Below are 15,729 nucleotides of genomic sequence, written 5' to 3'. Positions count from 1 at the left end.
TCTTGGGTACCCGCCGGGGCCACGTCAACCGTCCGGGTGCTGTTGGATGAGACGTATGACGCCCTCCGACGAGATCCTGGACATCGTCGACGAGAACGACGAGGTCATCGGGCAGGCCCCGCGTGGCGAGGCGACCGCGCGGAGGCTGCGGCACCGCTGTGTGTTCATCGAGGCTCGCGACGCCGACGGGCGGGTGTTCGTCCATCGGCGTACGCCCACGAAGCTGGTCTTCCCCTCGCACTACGACATGTTCGTCGGCGGGGTGGTGGGGGCGGGCGAGTCGTACGACGAGGCGGCGCTGCGCGAGGCGGAGGAGGAGCTGGGGGTCTCGGGGCTGCCGCGGCCCGAGCCGCTGTTCCGGTTCCTCTACGCCGACCCGGACACCGGGTACACCTGGTGGTCCGCCATCTACCGGGTGCGGTGCGAGCTGCCGGTGGCCCCGCAGGTGGAGGAGGTCGCCTGGCACACGTTCCTGGACGACGCGGAGCTGGAGCGGCGGCTCGACGAGTGGCCCTGGGTGCCCGACGGGGTGGAGGCGTACCGGCGGCTGCGGGAGTTCCGGGCGGCCCGACCGGGCTCGGACGCCCCGTACGGAGCCGACCGGGGTTGACCGGGGCTCGGCCTTCCCCGACCGGTTTCGAGCGGGGCTGACCGGGCCTGATCGGCGCGTACGGCCTAGGGTTCCAGTGTGAACAAGATCGTGCAGAGCGTACGGCTGTGGTTCGCGCCGCAGCGGATCCGGGACGAGGGGGACACCCCCGACTACCGGTTCTCGCTGGCCAACGAGCGGACGTTCCTCGCCTGGATCCGGACGGCGCTGGCCCTGATCGGCGGGGGTTTCGCCGTCGACCAGTTCCTGCCGGAGCTGGTGTGGGGCGTCCGGGCCGGGCTCGCGCTCGGGCTGCTCGCGGCCGGGGTGCTCTGCGCGCTGCGGGCGGTCAACCACTGGGTGCGGTGCGAGCGGGCGATGCGGCGGGGCGAGGACCTGCCGGTGTCCCGGTTCCCGACGCTGCTGAGCCTCGTGGTCGCCGTCGTCGCCGTGGCGATGGTGGTGGTGGTCCTCTTCGGCTGGGAGGGCGTGTGACGGCGCCGGCGGACCGGGACCCCGGGCTCCAGCCCGAGCGGACCCGGCTGGCCTGGCGGCGTACGACGCTGTCCGCCACGGTCGTCGCGCTGCTCGCGGTGCGGCAGGCGCTGCACGCCGGGGCGACCCCGGCCGCGCTGATCGCGGTGGCGCTGAGCGCGGCGGCCTGGCTGGGTTTCCTGGTGGTGGCCCACCGCCGGGTGCTGCGGATGGAGGCGGCGCGGCCCGAGCCGCTCGCCCCGCGCGGGGCGCTGGCGGCGACGCTGTGCACGGTGGCGCTGGCGGTGTTCGCGGCGGCGATGCTCTTCTGAGAGCCGGGCCGGACGGGCCGGACGGGGGCGCGATGCCGCTTGAGCCGGGCCGGACGGGGGCGGCCGGGCTGTTGCGAGCCGGGCCCGGACGTACTGGCCAGGCTCTTCTCTGAGCCGGGCCCGGACGCCCGCCGGCCAGGCTCTTGCGAGCCGGGCCCCGACGTGGGCGGCCGGGCTGTTCCGGCGGGGCTCCTCAGCCGTCCCAGTCCACCGTCACCACGATCTTGCCGCGGGTCCGCCCCTCCTCGTTGAGCCGGTACGCGTCGGCGGCCTGCTCCAGCGGGAACACCCGGTCCACATGGACGGTGACGATGCCGCGCTCGGCCAGTTCCGCGAGTCGGGCCAGGTCGTCGGCGTCGGGGCGCACGAAGGCGTAGCGGCCGCCGTAGGAGAAGACCTCGCCGTCCGCGATGGAGGCGAGCCGGCCGCCCGGGGCGAGGGTGTCGGCGCTGGCCCGCAGCGCGTCGCCGCCCACCGTGTCGAAGGAGGCGTCGAAGCCGTCCGGGACCAGTGCGCGCAGCCGGTCGACGAGGCCCTCGCCGTACTCCACGGGCTCCGCGCCGAGGCTGCGGAGGTGCTCGTGGTTGCGGGGGCTCGCGGTGCCGATCACCCGGCAGCCGGTGTGCCGGGCGATCTGGACGGCGAGCGATCCGACGCCGCCGGCCGCCGCGTGGACCAGGACGGTGTCGCCCTCGCGGATCTTCAGGGTGCGGTGCAGCACCTGGTAGGCGGTCAGCCCGGCCAGCGGCAGGCCCGCGGCCTCCTCGAAGCTCAGGCTCAGGGGCTTGCGGGCGAGGGTGCGCACGGGGGCGGCGACGTACTCGGCGAACGTACCGCGCGAGAGGAAGTCCTCGCGTACGTAGCCGATGACCTCGTCGCCCACCGCGAACTCGTCCACGGCGATGCCCGGTTGCACGACGACCCCGGAGACGTCCCAGCCGGGGATCACCGGGAAGACGGCTTCGAGGCCACCCTGGAGGTAGCCCTCGCGGGCCTTCCAGTCGACCGGGTTGACGGCGGCTGCCCGTACCTTCACCAGGACCGTGTCGGGGCCGACCTTGGGGTCGGGCCGCTCGCCGTATTCCATGACGTCGGCAGAACCGTACGCGCTGTAGCTGATCGCCTTCATCCCTCGACCTTCCGTGCAGGTCGGGGCTGCCGCAACTCAAGGGGTACGGCCGGGGCCCGCCCCTCTCACAGCGCGGGACCGCCGGCGCCCTCATCGGCGCGGGACCTCCGGCGCCCTCACCAGCGCGGGACCGCCGGCGTCGTCCACTCCGGGTCGGCGGCGCGCATCGCCGCCGCGTCGTCGCGCTCGCGGTGGGTCTCGTCCGCCAGCCAGCGCCGGTGCAGGGCGGACAGGCGCTCACGGTCCAGTTCGACGCCGAGGCCGGGGGCGTCGGAGACGGTCAGCCGGCCGCCGGTGAAGGTGTGGCGCTCGGTGATGACGTCCTCGGTCTGCCAGGGGTAGTGGCTGTCGCAGGCGTGACCGAGGTCAGGCACCGTGGCGGCGACGTGGGTCATCGCGGCGAGGCTGATGCCGAGGTGGGTGTTGGAGTGCATGGAGAGTCCGACGCCGAACGTGCGGCAGATGGCCGCCAGTTCCCGGGTGCGGTGCAGTCCGCCCCAGTAGTGGTGGTCGCTCAGGACGATCTGGACGGCGTCACGGGCGAAGGCCTCGGGGAGCTCGGCGAGGGTGGTGACGCACATGTTGGTGGCGAGCGGGACGTCGGTTCCGGCCGAGACGGCGGCCATGCCGGCCGTGCCGCTGGTGGGGTCCTCCAGGTATTCGAGGACGCCCCTCAGCCGCTCGGCGACGTACAGCGAGGTGGGGACGGACCAGGCGCCGTTCGGGTCCAGGCGCAGCGGGCGGCCCGGGAACGCCTCGGCCAGGGCGTGTATCGCGGCGATCTCCCGGTCGGGCTCGAAGACGCCGCCCTTGAGCTTGAAGGAGCCGAAGCCGTAGGTGTCGGCGAAGCGCCGGGCCTGGGCGACGACGCCGGCCGGGTCGAGCGCCGCGCCCCAGTCGTCCCTCTCGCCGGGGCCGGGGTGGGCGGCCCAGCGGTAGAAGAGGTAGGCGCTGTACTCGACGGTGTCACGGACCTTGCCGCCGAGCAGGGCGTGCACGGGCAGGCCCCGGGCCTTGCCGAGGGCGTCCAGGCAGGCGACCTCGAAGGCGGAGACGACCGAGAGCCGGATCTTCTCCGCGTTCCTGACTCCGCGCAGTCCCCCGGCGTCGACCCGGTCGTCGGCGGCGCGCGATGCGCCGCACACCTCCTCGGCCAGGGCGAACAGCCCGTTCAGATCGGTGACCGCCCGGCCCGGGAGCGCCTCGGCGAGGGAGCGTGCGGGCTCCAGGTAGGCGCCGTCGCCGTAGGTCTCCCCCACGCCGGTGGTTCCGCCCCGGGTGACGGCCTCCACGATCAGGCGTGGGGTGTACGGCTGGTGGACTCCCTGGGTGTTCAGCAGGGGTGGATCGGACACGAGGATCGGGGTGAGCCGGACGCCTTCGATCACCAGATCATCTGTATTCATCCGTGAACCCTATTCACGGATGCGTCTCGCCGCCAGGGTCGGGTCAGCCTCCGCGCCGCCGGATCCCGGGAGGACACTGGACGACATACCGACTGGTCGGCATCATGGTTCCCGATCGTCCAGTCGCCTCGCCCCGCCCTGTTCCGTCGCCCGGAGGTACGCACCATGAGTTCAGTCCCCCCACCAGGTCTCGACCCGGAGCTGCTGCGCGGCCATCTCGACCGCGAGCGGCCGGGGCTGGTGAGCGGACCCCTCGAAGCGCGGCTGATCGAGGGCGGTCGCTCGAACCTGACGTACGTCGTCGGCGACGGGACGGGGCAGTGGGTGGTGCGCAGGCCTCCGCTCGGCCATGTGCTGGCCACCGCGCACGACATGACGCGCGAGCACCGGGTGATCAGCGGCCTGTACCCCACCGCCGTCCCGGTGCCGGAGCCGCTGCTGCTCTGCGAGGACGACAGCGTGATCGGCGCCCCGTTCTACGTGATGGAGTACGTCGAGGGCACCCCGTACCGCACCGCCGAGCAGCTCGCCCCGCTGGGCCCGGAGCGCACCCGGGCGGCGGTCCTCGGGCTCGTCGACACCCTGGTCGACCTGCACGCCGTGGACCCCGGGGCGGTCGGGCTCGGGGACTTCGGGCGTCCCGACGGCTTCCTGGACCGGCAGTTGCGGCGCTGGGGCAAGCAGTTGGACGCCTCCCGCAACCGCGAGCTGGCGGGCATCGACGAGCTGCACGCCTCCCTCGGCCGCGGGCTGCCCTCCTCCCCCGCGCCCACCGTCGTCCACGGCGACTACCGCCTGGACAACGTGCTGCTCGGCTCCGACGACCGGATCGAGGCCGTCCTCGACTGGGAGATGTCCACGCTCGGTGATCCGCTGACCGACCTCGGGCTGCTGGTGATGTACAGCTCCGACCTCGACCTGCCCCGGTCGCCCGTCTCCACCACCAGCGGCGCGGCCGGGCATCCGTCCCCCGCCGAGCTGATCGAGCGCTACGCGGCCCGCTCGGGCCGGGACACCTCCGCCATCTCCTGGTACACCGCGTTCGCGTGGTTCAAGCTCGCCGTGATCCTGGAGGGCATCCACTACCGCTACACCCTCGGTCAGACCGTCGGCGCGGGCTTCGACCGGATCGGCGATCTGGTCCCCGTCTTCATCGAGCACGGCCTCACCACCCTCCAGGAAGGCTGAACCCCATGGACTTCGCATTCGACGCCCGTACCGAGGAGCTGCGGAGCAGGCTGCTCGCGTTCATGGACGAGCACGTGTATCCGGCCGAGGAGGTCGCCGAGGAGCAGCGGGCGCGGCTCGCATCCCCGTGGGACACCCCGGCGGTGGTGGGTGAGCTGAAGGCCGAGGCGCGGCGGCAGGGGCTGTGGAACCTCTTCCTGCCGGACGGGGAGTACGGGGCCGGGCTGACGAACCTCCAGTACGCCCCGCTCGCGGAGATCACCGGACGCTCCCCGCATCTCGCGCCGACCGCGCTGAACTGCGCGGCCCCGGACACCGGGAACATGGAGGTGCTCTTCCAGTTCGGCACCGACGAGCAGAAGAAGCGGTGGCTGGAGCCGTTGCTCGCCGGGGAGATCCGCTCCGCGTTCGCGATGACGGAGCCGGACGTGGCGTCCTCGGACGCGACGAACATCGAGACCCGGATCGCGCGGGACGGCGAGGACTACGTCGTCAACGGGCGCAAGTGGTACATCTCCGGGGCGATGAACCCGGAGTGCGCGGTCTTCATCGTGATGGGCAAGACCGACCCGGACGGCGCGGACATCCGCCGCCAGCAGTCGATGATCCTGGTGCCGCGCGACACCCCGGGCCTCGAAGTGCGGCGCGCGATGCGGGTGTACGGGTACGAGGACCACGCGCACGGCGGTCACGCCGAGGTGGTCTTCCACGATGTACGGGTGCCCGCGGCGAACCTGATCGGCGAGGAGGGCGGCGGCTTCGCCATCGCGCAGGCGCGGCTGGGTCCGGGGCGGATCCACCACTGCATGCGGCTCATCGGGATGGCGGAGCGGGCCATCGAGCTGATGTGCCGGCGGGCGGTGGCGCGTACGGCGTTCGGCAAGCCGCTCGCCCAGCAGGGCGTCGTGCAGAACTGGATCGCGGACGCCCGGGTCACGGTGGAGCAGTTGCGGCTGCTGGTGCTGAAGACGGCCTGGCTGATGGACACCGTGGGCAACAAGGGCGCGCACACCGAGATCCAGGCCATCAAGATCGCCACCCCGCGCGCGGTGGTGGACATCCTCGACTCCGCGGTGCAGCTGTACGGCGCGGGCGGGGTGAGCCAGGACTTCCCGCTGGCGGAGCTGTGGGCCTCGGCGCGGACGCTGCGGCTGGCGGACGGGCCGGACGAGGTGCACCAGCGGTCGCTGGCCCGGCGGGAGATCAAGCGGTACGTGTGACGGACAGCGGTGCGGCCCCCTCCCGAGGTGCTCTTCGGGAGGGGGCCGCACCCGTACGTATACGGCAGGCTCAGAAGGTGAGCTTCCAGCTGTCGATGTAGCCGGTGTCCTGGCGGGCGACGTCCTGGACGCGGAGCTTCCAGGAGCCGTTGGCCACCTCGGCCGAGGCGTTGACCGTGTACGTCGTGATGACGTTGTCGGCCGAGTCGCCGCTGCTGGAGTTCTTCAGCCGGTACGCGGTGCCGTCCGGGGCCACCAGGTCGACGACCAGGTCGCCGCGCCAGGTGTGCTTGATGTCGACGCCGACCTGGAGGGCGGCCGGGGCGTTGCCCGTCCGTCCGGTGACCGCGACCGGCGAGGTCACGGCCGCTCCCCCGTCCGGGATGGCGACATCCGCGGTGTTGCTGAACACGTCCCCGGCGGGCGGTTCGCCGGCGGGGGAGGACAGGGTCCAGATGGCGTGGGCGGCGGCGTCGCTGTTGCGGTCCAGGGCGGTGTCGTTGATGTTGCTCGTGGTGTCGCAGGACGAGTGGTAGCAGCGGTCGAAGGCCTGCCCCGCGGTCCCGCCCCACTTCTGCGCCTGGGCGGCGGACTTGGTGTAGCCGGCGCCGGTGAAGAGGCCTCCGACAGGGACGCCGACGTTCTTGAACGGGGCGTGGTCGGAGCGGCCGTCGCCCTCGGTCTCGATCTCGGTGGGGACGTTCAGCCCCGCGAAGTAGTCCTTGAAGGTCTTCTCGATGACCGGGTCGTCGTCGTAGACGAAGTAGCCGGCGTTGGGCGAGCCGATCATGTCGAAGTTGAGATAGCCGGAGAGCTTTGAACGCTCTGCGGACGGCAGGTTGTTGACGTAGTACTTCGAGCCGATCAGGCCCAGCTCCTCGGCGCCCCACCAGGCGAACCGCAGGTGCTTGTCGGGCTGGTACCCGGCGCGGGAGACGGCCAGGGCGGTCTCCAGGACGCCGGCCGAGCCGGAGCCGTTGTCGTTGATCCCGGCGCCGGAGGAGACCGAGTCGAGATGGGCCCCGGCCATCAGGACCTTGTTCGGGTCGCCGCCGGGCCAGTCGGCTATCAGGTTGTAGCCGGTGGCTCCGTTGGAGGTGAACTGCTGGAGCGTGGTGGTGTATCCGGCGGCGTCGAGCTTGGCCTTCACGTAGTCGACGGACGCCTTGTAGCCGGGGCGGCCGTGGGCGCGGTTGCCGCCGTTGTTCGCGGCGATCGTCGAGAGCTGCGTGAGGTGGGCCTTGACGCCTGCCAGGGGGATGTCGGGCGCCGCGACGGCGGCTGTCGCCGGTGCGGGCTCGCCGGCGGCCTGGGCGGCCGGTGCTCCGGCTCCGAGGACGGCGGCGAGGGCGAGCGCCGCGACGGCCGTCGGGGATCTGCGCAGGGTGAAACGGTTCGGTCTCATTCACGGGCTCCGGATTCCGTTGGGGACTGACGGAACGTGCGGGGGGTCCCCGGCCGTGCGGTGATCCGGCCGGGTCCTGGAGCATGGGCCCGGACAGGCGGCCCAGAGGTGCGCGATGCGTGACCGATGCTCAAGGAAATGACCGTGCTCCGTCAAGAGCGGAAACCGGACACAGCCGTTCTATTAACGAACAGCGGTTCGCCCGTGAACCTCAACACCTCATCGGGAGGCAGGACATTCGTCATACATCCAGACTCGCCCCGACCGGCGGAGCGGGCCAGTGGACGGCCCCGGTTCCGGTCCGGAGCCGCTTACGGGCGCAGGGCCCGCAGCAGCAGATCCGCGAGGTGGTCGGCGACCTCCTGGCGGCTGAGCGGGCCGTCCGGGCGGTACCAGGTGGAGAGGTGGTGGACCGAGCCGAAGTGGTAGTCGACGACCAGGTCGGCGGGGGTGGCCGAGGAGAACACGCCGCCGCGCTGGCCCTCCTCGACCAGGGCCCGGAAGCGCTCGTGGTAGCGGCGGCGCTCGACGCGCACCTGCTTGTTCTTCTCGGGGCTCAGGTGGTGCATGGAGCGGAAGAAGATCGCCGCGTCGTCCAGGTTGTCGATGGTCGTGACGACCACGTCGGCCGCCGCGTCGCGCAGCCGCTGCTCGACGGGCGCCTCGGCGTCCGCGAAGGCGTCCAGCCGCTCCTGCTGGAGCCGGAGCACCCGGGCGTAGACCTCCTGGAGCAGGTCCTCCTTGGAGCCGAAGTAGTGGTAGAGCGCCCCCTTGGTGACGCCCGCCGCCTCGACGATCTCCTGGACCGAGGTGCGGTCGTACCCGCGCTCGGCGAAGAGCCGGGTGGCGGCGGCCAGCAGCCTCTGAGGGACGGGAGTGCCGTTCTGATCCGTCGCCTTGGCCATGAGCCGCCACCTTCCTTTCGTACCGTGCGCGCGCTGTTTCGACGCCGTTCTAACGGGGGGAACGCAGTTCCCGCCTGAGGATCTTCCCACTCGCCGTCTTCGGCAGCTCGGCCAGGATCTCCACCTCGCGCGGATACTTGTACGCGGCGAGCCGTTCCCCGCAGTAGGCGCTCAGCTCGCCGGGCTCCACCGAGGCCCCCGGACGCAGGCTCACGTGCGCCCGGACCGTCTCCCCGCGGTACGCGTCGGGCACGCCCACGACGGCCGCCTCGCGCACCGCCGGGTGGGTGTAGAGGACATCCTCCACCTCGCGCGGCCACACCTTGAACCCGGAGGCGTTGATCATGTCCTTCTTGCGGTCGACGACGTACAGCCAGCCCGCCGCGTCCATGAAGCCGATGTCGCCGGTGCGCAGCTCGCCGTCCGGGAAGGCGGCGGCCGTGGCCTCGGGGAGGTTCCAGTAGCCGGAGACGACCTGGGGGCCGCGCACCGCGATCTCGCCCTGCTCCCCGAAGGGGACCTCCCGGCCGGTCTCGTCGAGGATCCGTACGAAGGTGTCGGGGCCCGGGACGCCGACGGAGAGGGTGCCCGATACCGGGTCCACCGGGGCCTCGTGCTCGGGCGGGACCGAGGCGCAGGGGGCGGTGCACTCGGTGAGTCCGTAGCCGTTGCGGAGGTACGGGCCGAAGCCCGCGCGGAACTTCTCCACGAGCGCGGGCGGCAGGGGCGCGCCGCCGGAGGAGATCACCCGGAACGAGGCGAAGTGGTCCGGGGTGGCGTCCGGATGCGCGGCCAGCGCCATGAAGGCGGTGGAGGGGCCGACGGTGTAGGCGGGGCGGTGGGCGGCGAAGGCTTCCAGGACGACGCCCGCCTCGAAGCGGTAGGCCAGGACGAGTGTGCCCGCGTTGGCGACGCAGGCGGCGAGCTGGCAGACCATGCCGGTGATGTGGAAGAGCGGGGCGAGGGCGAAGTAGGAGGAGCCCTCGGCGATCGGGTGGCCGGTGCGCTGGCGTTCGGCGTTGACCATGATGTTGCCGTGGGCGTTCATCGCGCCCTTGGGGGTGCCGCTCGTCCCGGAGGTGTAGCTGATCAGCGCCGTGTCGGCTGAGGTCAGCTCCCGGTCCGCCGGGGCCGGGTTCCCTGCTCGGGCGGCGGTCAGCAGGTCGTCCGCCAGGTCGTCGGGGCCGGGGGCCGGGAGCCGTTCGAAGCCGAGGACGCGGGGGTCGTTCACGGTCTGGAGGTCCAGCTCGCAGGCGGTGAGCGCGACGGTGAGGTGCGGGGCCGCCGCCGCGGTCTCCCGCAGATACGCCTCCCACGCCCGGTCCGAGCAGATCAGCGCGGTGACTCCGGCGTCCGCGAGGACATGGCCGACCTCGCCCGACTTGTACATCGGGTTGAGGGGAACGACGACGGCCCCCGCCTTCCACGCGCCGAGCAGCGCTAGGACGAAGTGCGGGCTGTTCTGGAGCATGATCGCGACCCGGTCGCCGCGGCGCACCCCGCGGGCGGCGAGGTGTCCGGCCACCGAGTCGGACAGCTCGTCGGTCTCGCGGTAGGTCAGGCGGCCGTCGAAGTAGGCCAGGGCCGGGTGCCCGGGTGCGCGCCCGACCGCGGCGCGGAAGGCGTGCAGCACGGTCGCAGGCGGGGTGACGGGGGCGCGCTGGGCGTCGCTGAGCAGGGCGAGCCACGGCTGGGCCGCGTAGACCGAGCCGTCGGATCCGGGGGCGTCGGAAGCCGGACGGCCGGGGGTCGGGTCGTTCATGCGCCGCTCGCCTCCCACTTCTGCTGGAGGCGGTTCATCTGGCCCATCCACCGGTCGGGATCGGTGGCGCGGGCCTGGTAGTAGCCGGCCACCTCGGGGTGCGGCAGGACCAGGAAGCGGTCGGCGTCCATCGCCTCGAACAGCGCGTTGGCGACCGCGTCCGGCTCGATGGCGCCGGGAGCGAGGACCAGCTCGCCGGCCGAACCGGCGGCGGTGAGCATGTCGGTGCGCACGCCCTGCGGGCAGATCGCGTGGACCTTGATCCCGCGGTGGCGGTAGGTGAGGGAGAGCCACTCGGCGAAGGCGACCGCACCGTGCTTGGTGACGCTGTACGGGGCCGCGCCGATCATCGTCAGCAGCCCGGCGGCGGAGGCGGTGGTGACGAAACGGCCGCTGCCGCGCTCCAGCCACTCCGGCAGGAGTGCCCTGGCCGCGCGGACGTGGGCCATCACGTTGACGTCCCAGGCGGCGGCCCAGACCTCCTCGTCGGCGAACGCGTCGCCGGGCGAGGCGAGGCCCGCGTTGGCGCAGTAGACGTCCACCGTGCCGTCCAGCGCCTCCCGGGCGGCGTCCACGATGCCCGAGGCGTCCCCGGCGACGGCGAAGCCGCCGATCTCCTTCGCGAGCGGTTCGACCCGCGCGAGGTCGAGGTCGTTGACGACGACCCGTGCGCCCCCGGCGGCGAACCTGCGGGCCAGAGCGGCTCCGATGCCGCCTCCGGCCCCTGTGACCACTACGCCGGCGCCCTGCACCGTACCCATCGTCATCCCGCCCTTCCCATCCGGCTGCACCGGCAGACTAACCGGTCGGTATGTGATCCGGAAAGGGTCGGGAACGAGTCGGGCGGGGCCCGTACGGATCCCAGGGCCCGGCCGGGGGAATCGGCGCGGTCCAGGTCGTTCCGTGCGGCCCCGGCCCGCGCTAGCGTGCGTGGCCATGACAGTCGACGTGATCATGGAGGTAGCGGAATGAGCCTGTCCCGACGTGGTGTGCTGGCCGCGGGAGGCGCCGTGGGCGCGCTCGCGGCTACAGCGGCCGGCACCGGTATCGCCGCGGCGTCGGCCGCCCCCGGCCGCGGCTCGGGGCACGGGCGCGGCCGGGTGCTCACCGGTTTCGACCGGCTGGCGGCCGACGGCTACCGGATGCTGCGGGACCAGAAGGTCGGGATCGTCACCAACCCGACCGGCGTCACGGCCGACGTCCGGCACATCGTCGACGTGATGCACCCGGACGCACGGGTGGAGCTGACCGCCGTCTTCGGCCCCGAGCACGGGTTCCGGGGCACCGCGCAGGCGGGCGGCTCCGAGGGCCGCTACGACGACCCGGCGACCGGGCTGCCGGTCTACGACACGTACCTCAAGAGCGGGCAGCCGCTCGCGGACGTCTTCACCGCCTCGGGCGTGGACACGGTCCTCTTCGACATCCAGGACGTGGGCGCGCGCTTCTACACGTACATCTGGACGCTGTACGACTGCATGGAGGCGGCGGCGCTCGCGGGCAAGCGCCTCGTCGTGCTGGACCGGCCGAACCCGATGACCGGGCGGGCGGCGCTGGGCCCGGTGCTGGACCCGGCGTTCGGCACGTTCGTCGGCCGCCGGGAGATCGCCCAGGCGCACGGGATGACGGTGGCGGAGCTGGCGCTGTTCTTCAACGCCGAGTTCCTGCACGCGAATCCGGTACGGCTGGACGTGGTGACGATGTCGGGGTGGCGGCGCTCGGACTTCTTCGACGACACCGGGCTGCCGTGGGTGCCGCCGAGTCCGAACATGCCGACGCCCGAGACGGCGCTCGTCTACTCCGGCACCTGCCTCTTCGAGGGCACGAACCTCTCCGAGGGCCGCGGCACCACGCGCCCCTTCGAGCTGCTGGGCGCGGAGGGCGTCGACCACCGCTGGGCGGCCGCCGCGAACGCCCTGGAGCTGCCGGGGGTGTCCTTCCGCGAGGCGTACTTCGCGCCGACCTTCTCCAAGTTCGCGGGGAAGACGGTGGGCGGGGTGCAGGTGCACGTCCAGGACCGGGACGTCTTCGACCCGGTGCGCACCGGGATCGCCCTGCTGGTGACGGCGAAGCAGACGTGGAGCGGCTTCGCCTGGCGGCCGGACAACTGGATCGACAAGCTCACCGGGAACACCCGCGTCCGCACGATGATCGACGCGGGCGCGGACACCGACACGGTGGTACGGGCGTGGCAGCGTGACCTGTCGGCGTTCCGGGCGAAGCGGCGGAGGTATCTGCGGTACGGAGGGTAGGCCCCCGCGTCCGGTCGGGCGCGGCCCATGGGATTCCGGGCGCGCCCGCGAGGCCGGGCGCGCTCGCGAGGCCCGTCCGCACGCCCGCGCACCACCCGTCCGCGCGCCGCTTCGCTCCCGCCCGGGCGCCCCTTCCCCATGGGGAGTCTCGGCCAATGGACGGATTTCATCTTTCGATGGATCCGAAACGGGCAGGCGTACGTCCATTCCTTGACGTCCAAGGACGAGCGACGGAGGTGGCGGTGTCATGGCCGGTTTCCGGAGTCTTGCGAGACAGGTCCGCGATCCGATGGGGGACCTGGCCCTGCGGCGGTATTCGCTGCGCAAGTGTTTGGAGAGGTTCGCCCCGTACGGGCACCGGGCGACCTGGGACCATCTGTGCGCCCGGCACGGGATCGATCCCGAGGACCGGGCGCCCGATCCGGTGCGCCTGGTGGGCGCGCTGGACGAGCTGGAGGAGGCGCGGGCCGTCTGGCTCGCGTACGAGGCGGGGTTCGCCGAGCGGCGGCGGCGCGAGAAGCACGCGGGGGTGCGGCGGCCCGGGGCGTTCGACGACTGGCACCGCCGCACCTGGGGCGGTCACGGGGTGGCCCGCTGCTCCGATCCGGACGTCCATCCCACCGAGCCGCTCGCCGAGGTCCTGCGCCGCCTGATCTCGGCTCTGGGCGCCGGCCCCGGCTCCGCCTGCCCGGTCTGCGCGGACACCGGCATCGAGTGGCGGCAGGAGTGGGGCGAGGCGCCGTGGGCGGGCCCGGTGTGCACGGGCTGCGGGATCGCGGTGCCGCAGCCCGCCCTGACCGACCGCACACTGGCCAGGGCCCGGCTGCCACGGCACCGGAGGCCGGCCACCACAGCGGCGTGAGGACCGCGCCCGGGGAGCTACGTGCGCCTGGGGAGCTACGTGCGCCTGGGGAGCTACGTGCGCCTGGGCGGCTTCCGGCCCTCGGGCATCAGACGGGAGCCGGTGATCCGCTCACCGACGATGTCGTCGGGGTTGGACAGCACACAGGTCTCCAGCGAGAGACAGCCGCATCCGATGCAGTCGGTCAGATGGTCGCGCAGGCGGTGCAACTGCCCGATGCGCTCGTCCAGTTCCTTGCGCCAGACCTCGGAGAGGCGGGCCCAGTCCTCGCGGTTCGGCGTGCGCTCCTCGGGCAGTTCGGCGAGCGCCTCCCGAATCGTGACCAGGGGGATACCGACGCGCTGGGCCGCCCGGACGAAGGCGACCCGGCGCAGCGCGTCCCGCGAGTAGCGGCGCTGGTTGCCGCTGGTGCGGCTGCTGGTGATCAGGCCTTTGGCCTCGTAGAAGTGCAGGGCCGAGACGGCCGCGCCGCTGCGCGCCGAGAGCTGGCCGACCGAGAGTTCGTGGAGTGTCTGTGGAATCTGGGGCACCCCTGGAATCTACTGCCATGTCGTTGACAGGAACGCGCCGCACGAACGATGCTGAGCAAGCGCTTAGACATCGCGCCTGATGGTGCGCCGAGCCGGAAGGCAGGAACCGGGAACATGGCAGAGCCGAGGATCTTCACGTCCGCGCAGGAGCTGCGGGACGGAGTGGGCGAGCAGCTGGGACACAGCGACTGGCTGGAGATCGACCAGGAGAGGGTCGACCGGTTCGCCGACGCGACCGGCGACCACCAGTGGATCCACGTGGACCCGGAGCGGGCGAAGGACGGACCGTTCGGCACGACCATCGCGCACGGCTATCTGACGCTCTCGCTGCTGCCCGCGCTGGTGCCGCAGGTGATGCGGGTCGAGGGCATGAAGATGGGCATCAACTACGGGACCAACAAGGTCCGTTTCCCCTCGACCGTCCCGGTCGGCTCGCGGCTGCGGGCGACGGCGGTGCTCCGTGACGTCGAGGAGGCCGGCGGCGGCGTACAGGTCACGGCGGTCGTCACGGTCGAGCGCGAGGGCGGCGAGAAGCCGGCCTGTGTCGCCGAGTCGGTGTCCCGCTACTACTTCTGATCCTCCTGAAACCGCCGGCTGCTTCTGCAACCGCCGGCTACCCCTGGAGCCGCCGGCTACTCCTGGGCCTGCCGGGCTCCGACCATCCGCAGGACGAGGCCGGCGTACAGTTCGCCGACCTCGTCGGGAGTGCGGGTGCCCCGGGCGTTGAACCAGCGGGCCACGTCGATGCAGAGGGAGAGCACCGCGAGGGCGGTACCGGGGACGTCGGCGACGTCGAACTCGCCGTCCCGAACCCCTTCGCCGATGATCCGGCGCACCACCGCGTCGCTCCTGCGCCGCAGCGCGACGATCTCGGTGCGGTGCTCCTCGCCGAGCGCGTCGAGCTCGTACTGCACGACCCGGGCGGTGGTGTGCCGCTCCGCGTGCCAGCGGACGAAGGAGCGGACGGCCCCGGCGAGGCGTTCGGCGGCCGTGCCGTCCCGGTCGGCCTCGGCTTCGAGCACGTACAGCGCCCGCTCGTGGCCGATCTTGCTGATCCGGTGGAGCAGCTCTTCCTTGGTCTTGTAGTGGATGTAGAGCGCGGCCGGGCTCATTCCGGCCCGGCCGGCGATGTCACGAGTGGTGGTCGCGTGGTACCCGCGCTCGGCGAAGGCGTCCACGGCGGCGACGAGGAGCCGCCTGGCCGCCTCGGGAGTGACCTCGCCCCACGGCGCGTCCTCGCCGCTCGTCTCCTCCGCCGCACACATCGCCCAGGGCCCCTCTCCGTCAGCAGGACGAACACCATACCCCGAACCTGAGCAAGCGCTTAGCGGCTGCTCGGACGATCTTGCCGGGTCAGAGCTTCTGGAAGGGGTCGTGCTCGGCGAGGATCTTCTCCAGCCGGGCCTGGTCCACCCGGCTGACGATCTGCCCGGCCTCCTGGCGGTCTCTGATCACCTTGGCGAGCGTGAAGCAGGACGTGACGAGGTAGAGCACGCCGATGGCGAGGAAGCCGCGCACCCAGGCGTCGGCGTCGAGGAAGAAGATACCGAAGGCGACCGCGCCGATCGCCACCATGAAGGAGGCCACGGCCTGCAGGTAGAAGGCGGCGGTGCTCTGCTGCTTGACCGATGTCGTGTCACTCATGGGTTCAGCCTCCGCCGACGTGGCGCGCGCCACA

Annotated in this window: 17 protein-coding genes; 8 read left to right on the top strand and 9 right to left on the bottom strand. The window is 72.3% G+C overall.

Annotated elements, in window-relative coordinates; all coding sequences use genetic code 11:
• Positions 1 to 55: 55 nt before the first annotated feature.
• The 3 genes from N7925_RS29805 (at position 56) to N7925_RS29795 (ending at position 1,395) form a co-directional block, all read left to right on the top strand.
• Positions 56 to 610 (top strand): NUDIX domain-containing protein, encoded by a 555-nt coding sequence (locus N7925_RS29805; RefSeq protein WP_265602483.1) that lies wholly within the window; start codon positions 56 to 58, stop codon positions 608 to 610.
• A gap of 78 nt (positions 611 to 688) precedes the next feature.
• A complete protein-coding gene (locus N7925_RS29800; protein ID WP_215106810.1) occupies positions 689 to 1,084 on the top strand; it encodes a YidH family protein in 396 nt (131 codons plus the stop codon).
• Entirely contained in the window at positions 1,081 to 1,395 is a 315-nt protein-coding gene (locus tag N7925_RS29795; RefSeq protein WP_265602482.1) for a DUF202 domain-containing protein, read from the top strand. The genes N7925_RS29800 and N7925_RS29795 overlap by 4 nt, the downstream gene beginning before the upstream one ends.
• A gap of 193 nt (positions 1,396 to 1,588) precedes the next feature.
• On the opposite strand, the gene N7925_RS29790 is transcribed toward N7925_RS29795, so the two are convergent.
• Positions 1,589 to 2,524 carry an NADP-dependent oxidoreductase gene (locus N7925_RS29790; RefSeq protein WP_265602481.1) on the bottom strand — a complete coding sequence of 312 codons (936 nt, stop codon included), beginning with the start codon at positions 2,522 to 2,524 and terminating at the stop codon, positions 1,589 to 1,591.
• Positions 2,525 to 2,640: 116 nt separating this feature from the next.
• Complete coding sequence (locus tag N7925_RS29785; RefSeq protein ID WP_274345704.1) at positions 2,641 to 3,930, bottom strand: enolase C-terminal domain-like protein; 1,290 nt, start codon at positions 3,928 to 3,930, stop codon at positions 2,641 to 2,643.
• 165 nt (positions 3,931 to 4,095) lie between these two features.
• On the opposite strand from N7925_RS29785, the gene N7925_RS29780 reads away from it, so the two are divergent.
• Positions 4,096 to 5,118 (top strand): phosphotransferase family protein, encoded by a 1,023-nt coding sequence (locus N7925_RS29780; RefSeq protein ID WP_265602479.1) that lies wholly within the window; start codon positions 4,096 to 4,098, stop codon positions 5,116 to 5,118.
• Between the two features lie 5 nt (positions 5,119 to 5,123).
• Positions 5,124 to 6,338, top strand: coding sequence for an acyl-CoA dehydrogenase family protein (locus N7925_RS29775; protein ID WP_274345703.1), 1,215 nt, complete (start codon positions 5,124 to 5,126; stop codon positions 6,336 to 6,338).
• Positions 6,339 to 6,408: 70 nt separating this feature from the next.
• Here the strand turns inward: N7925_RS29775 and N7925_RS29770 are convergent, their stop codons facing one another.
• From N7925_RS29770 to N7925_RS29755, 4 genes are all read right to left on the bottom strand, one after another.
• Positions 6,409 to 7,743, bottom strand: a complete 1,335-nt coding sequence (locus N7925_RS29770) for a M28 family metallopeptidase (RefSeq protein ID WP_265602477.1) — start codon at positions 7,741 to 7,743, stop codon at positions 6,409 to 6,411.
• Between the two features lie 311 nt (positions 7,744 to 8,054).
• Positions 8,055 to 8,648 carry a TetR/AcrR family transcriptional regulator gene (locus N7925_RS29765; RefSeq protein WP_265602476.1) on the bottom strand — a complete coding sequence of 198 codons (594 nt, stop codon included), beginning with the start codon at positions 8,646 to 8,648 and terminating at the stop codon, positions 8,055 to 8,057.
• A gap of 49 nt (positions 8,649 to 8,697) precedes the next feature.
• Positions 8,698 to 10,410, bottom strand: coding sequence for a class I adenylate-forming enzyme family protein (locus N7925_RS29760; RefSeq protein WP_274345702.1), 1,713 nt, complete (start codon positions 10,408 to 10,410; stop codon positions 8,698 to 8,700).
• The gene (locus N7925_RS29755; RefSeq protein WP_274345701.1) at positions 10,407 to 11,177 is read right to left on the bottom strand and encodes an SDR family oxidoreductase; all 771 of its coding nucleotides are present in this window, start codon (positions 11,175 to 11,177) and stop codon (positions 10,407 to 10,409) included. The genes N7925_RS29760 and N7925_RS29755 overlap by 4 nt, the downstream gene beginning before the upstream one ends.
• A 201-nt stretch (positions 11,178 to 11,378) precedes the next feature.
• Between N7925_RS29755 and N7925_RS29750 the strand changes: the two genes are divergently transcribed.
• Entirely contained in the window at positions 11,379 to 12,659 is a 1,281-nt protein-coding gene (locus tag N7925_RS29750) for an exo-beta-N-acetylmuramidase NamZ family protein (protein WP_274345700.1), read from the top strand.
• Positions 12,660 to 12,906: 247 nt separating this feature from the next.
• Entirely contained in the window at positions 12,907 to 13,521 is a 615-nt protein-coding gene (locus tag N7925_RS29745; protein WP_274345699.1) for a hypothetical protein, read from the top strand.
• A gap of 53 nt (positions 13,522 to 13,574) precedes the next feature.
• On the opposite strand, the gene soxR is transcribed toward N7925_RS29745, so the two are convergent.
• On the bottom strand, positions 13,575 to 14,051 hold the full coding sequence (gene soxR / locus N7925_RS29740; protein ID WP_265602471.1) for a redox-sensitive transcriptional activator SoxR: 477 nt from the start codon (positions 14,049 to 14,051) through the stop codon (positions 13,575 to 13,577).
• 114 nt (positions 14,052 to 14,165) lie between these two features.
• On the opposite strand from soxR, the gene N7925_RS29735 reads away from it, so the two are divergent.
• On the top strand, positions 14,166 to 14,627 hold the full coding sequence (locus tag N7925_RS29735) for a MaoC family dehydratase (protein WP_265602470.1): 462 nt from the start codon (positions 14,166 to 14,168) through the stop codon (positions 14,625 to 14,627).
• Between the two features lie 56 nt (positions 14,628 to 14,683).
• Here the strand turns inward: N7925_RS29735 and N7925_RS29730 are convergent, their stop codons facing one another.
• On the bottom strand, positions 14,684 to 15,316 hold the full coding sequence (locus tag N7925_RS29730; RefSeq protein ID WP_265602469.1) for a TetR/AcrR family transcriptional regulator: 633 nt from the start codon (positions 15,314 to 15,316) through the stop codon (positions 14,684 to 14,686).
• 88 nt (positions 15,317 to 15,404) lie between these two features.
• Complete coding sequence (locus tag N7925_RS29725; protein WP_069754201.1) at positions 15,405 to 15,695, bottom strand: YiaA/YiaB family inner membrane protein; 291 nt, start codon at positions 15,693 to 15,695, stop codon at positions 15,405 to 15,407.
• Between the last annotated feature and the right edge of the window lie 34 nt (positions 15,696 to 15,729).

This window comes from Streptomyces sp. CA-278952 (genome assembly GCF_028747205.1).
Taxonomy (GTDB): Bacteria; Actinomycetota; Actinomycetes; order Streptomycetales; family Streptomycetaceae; genus Streptomyces.
Note: the sequence above shows the minus strand (reverse complement) of the source record. Positions and strands in the feature narration are given on the sequence as shown.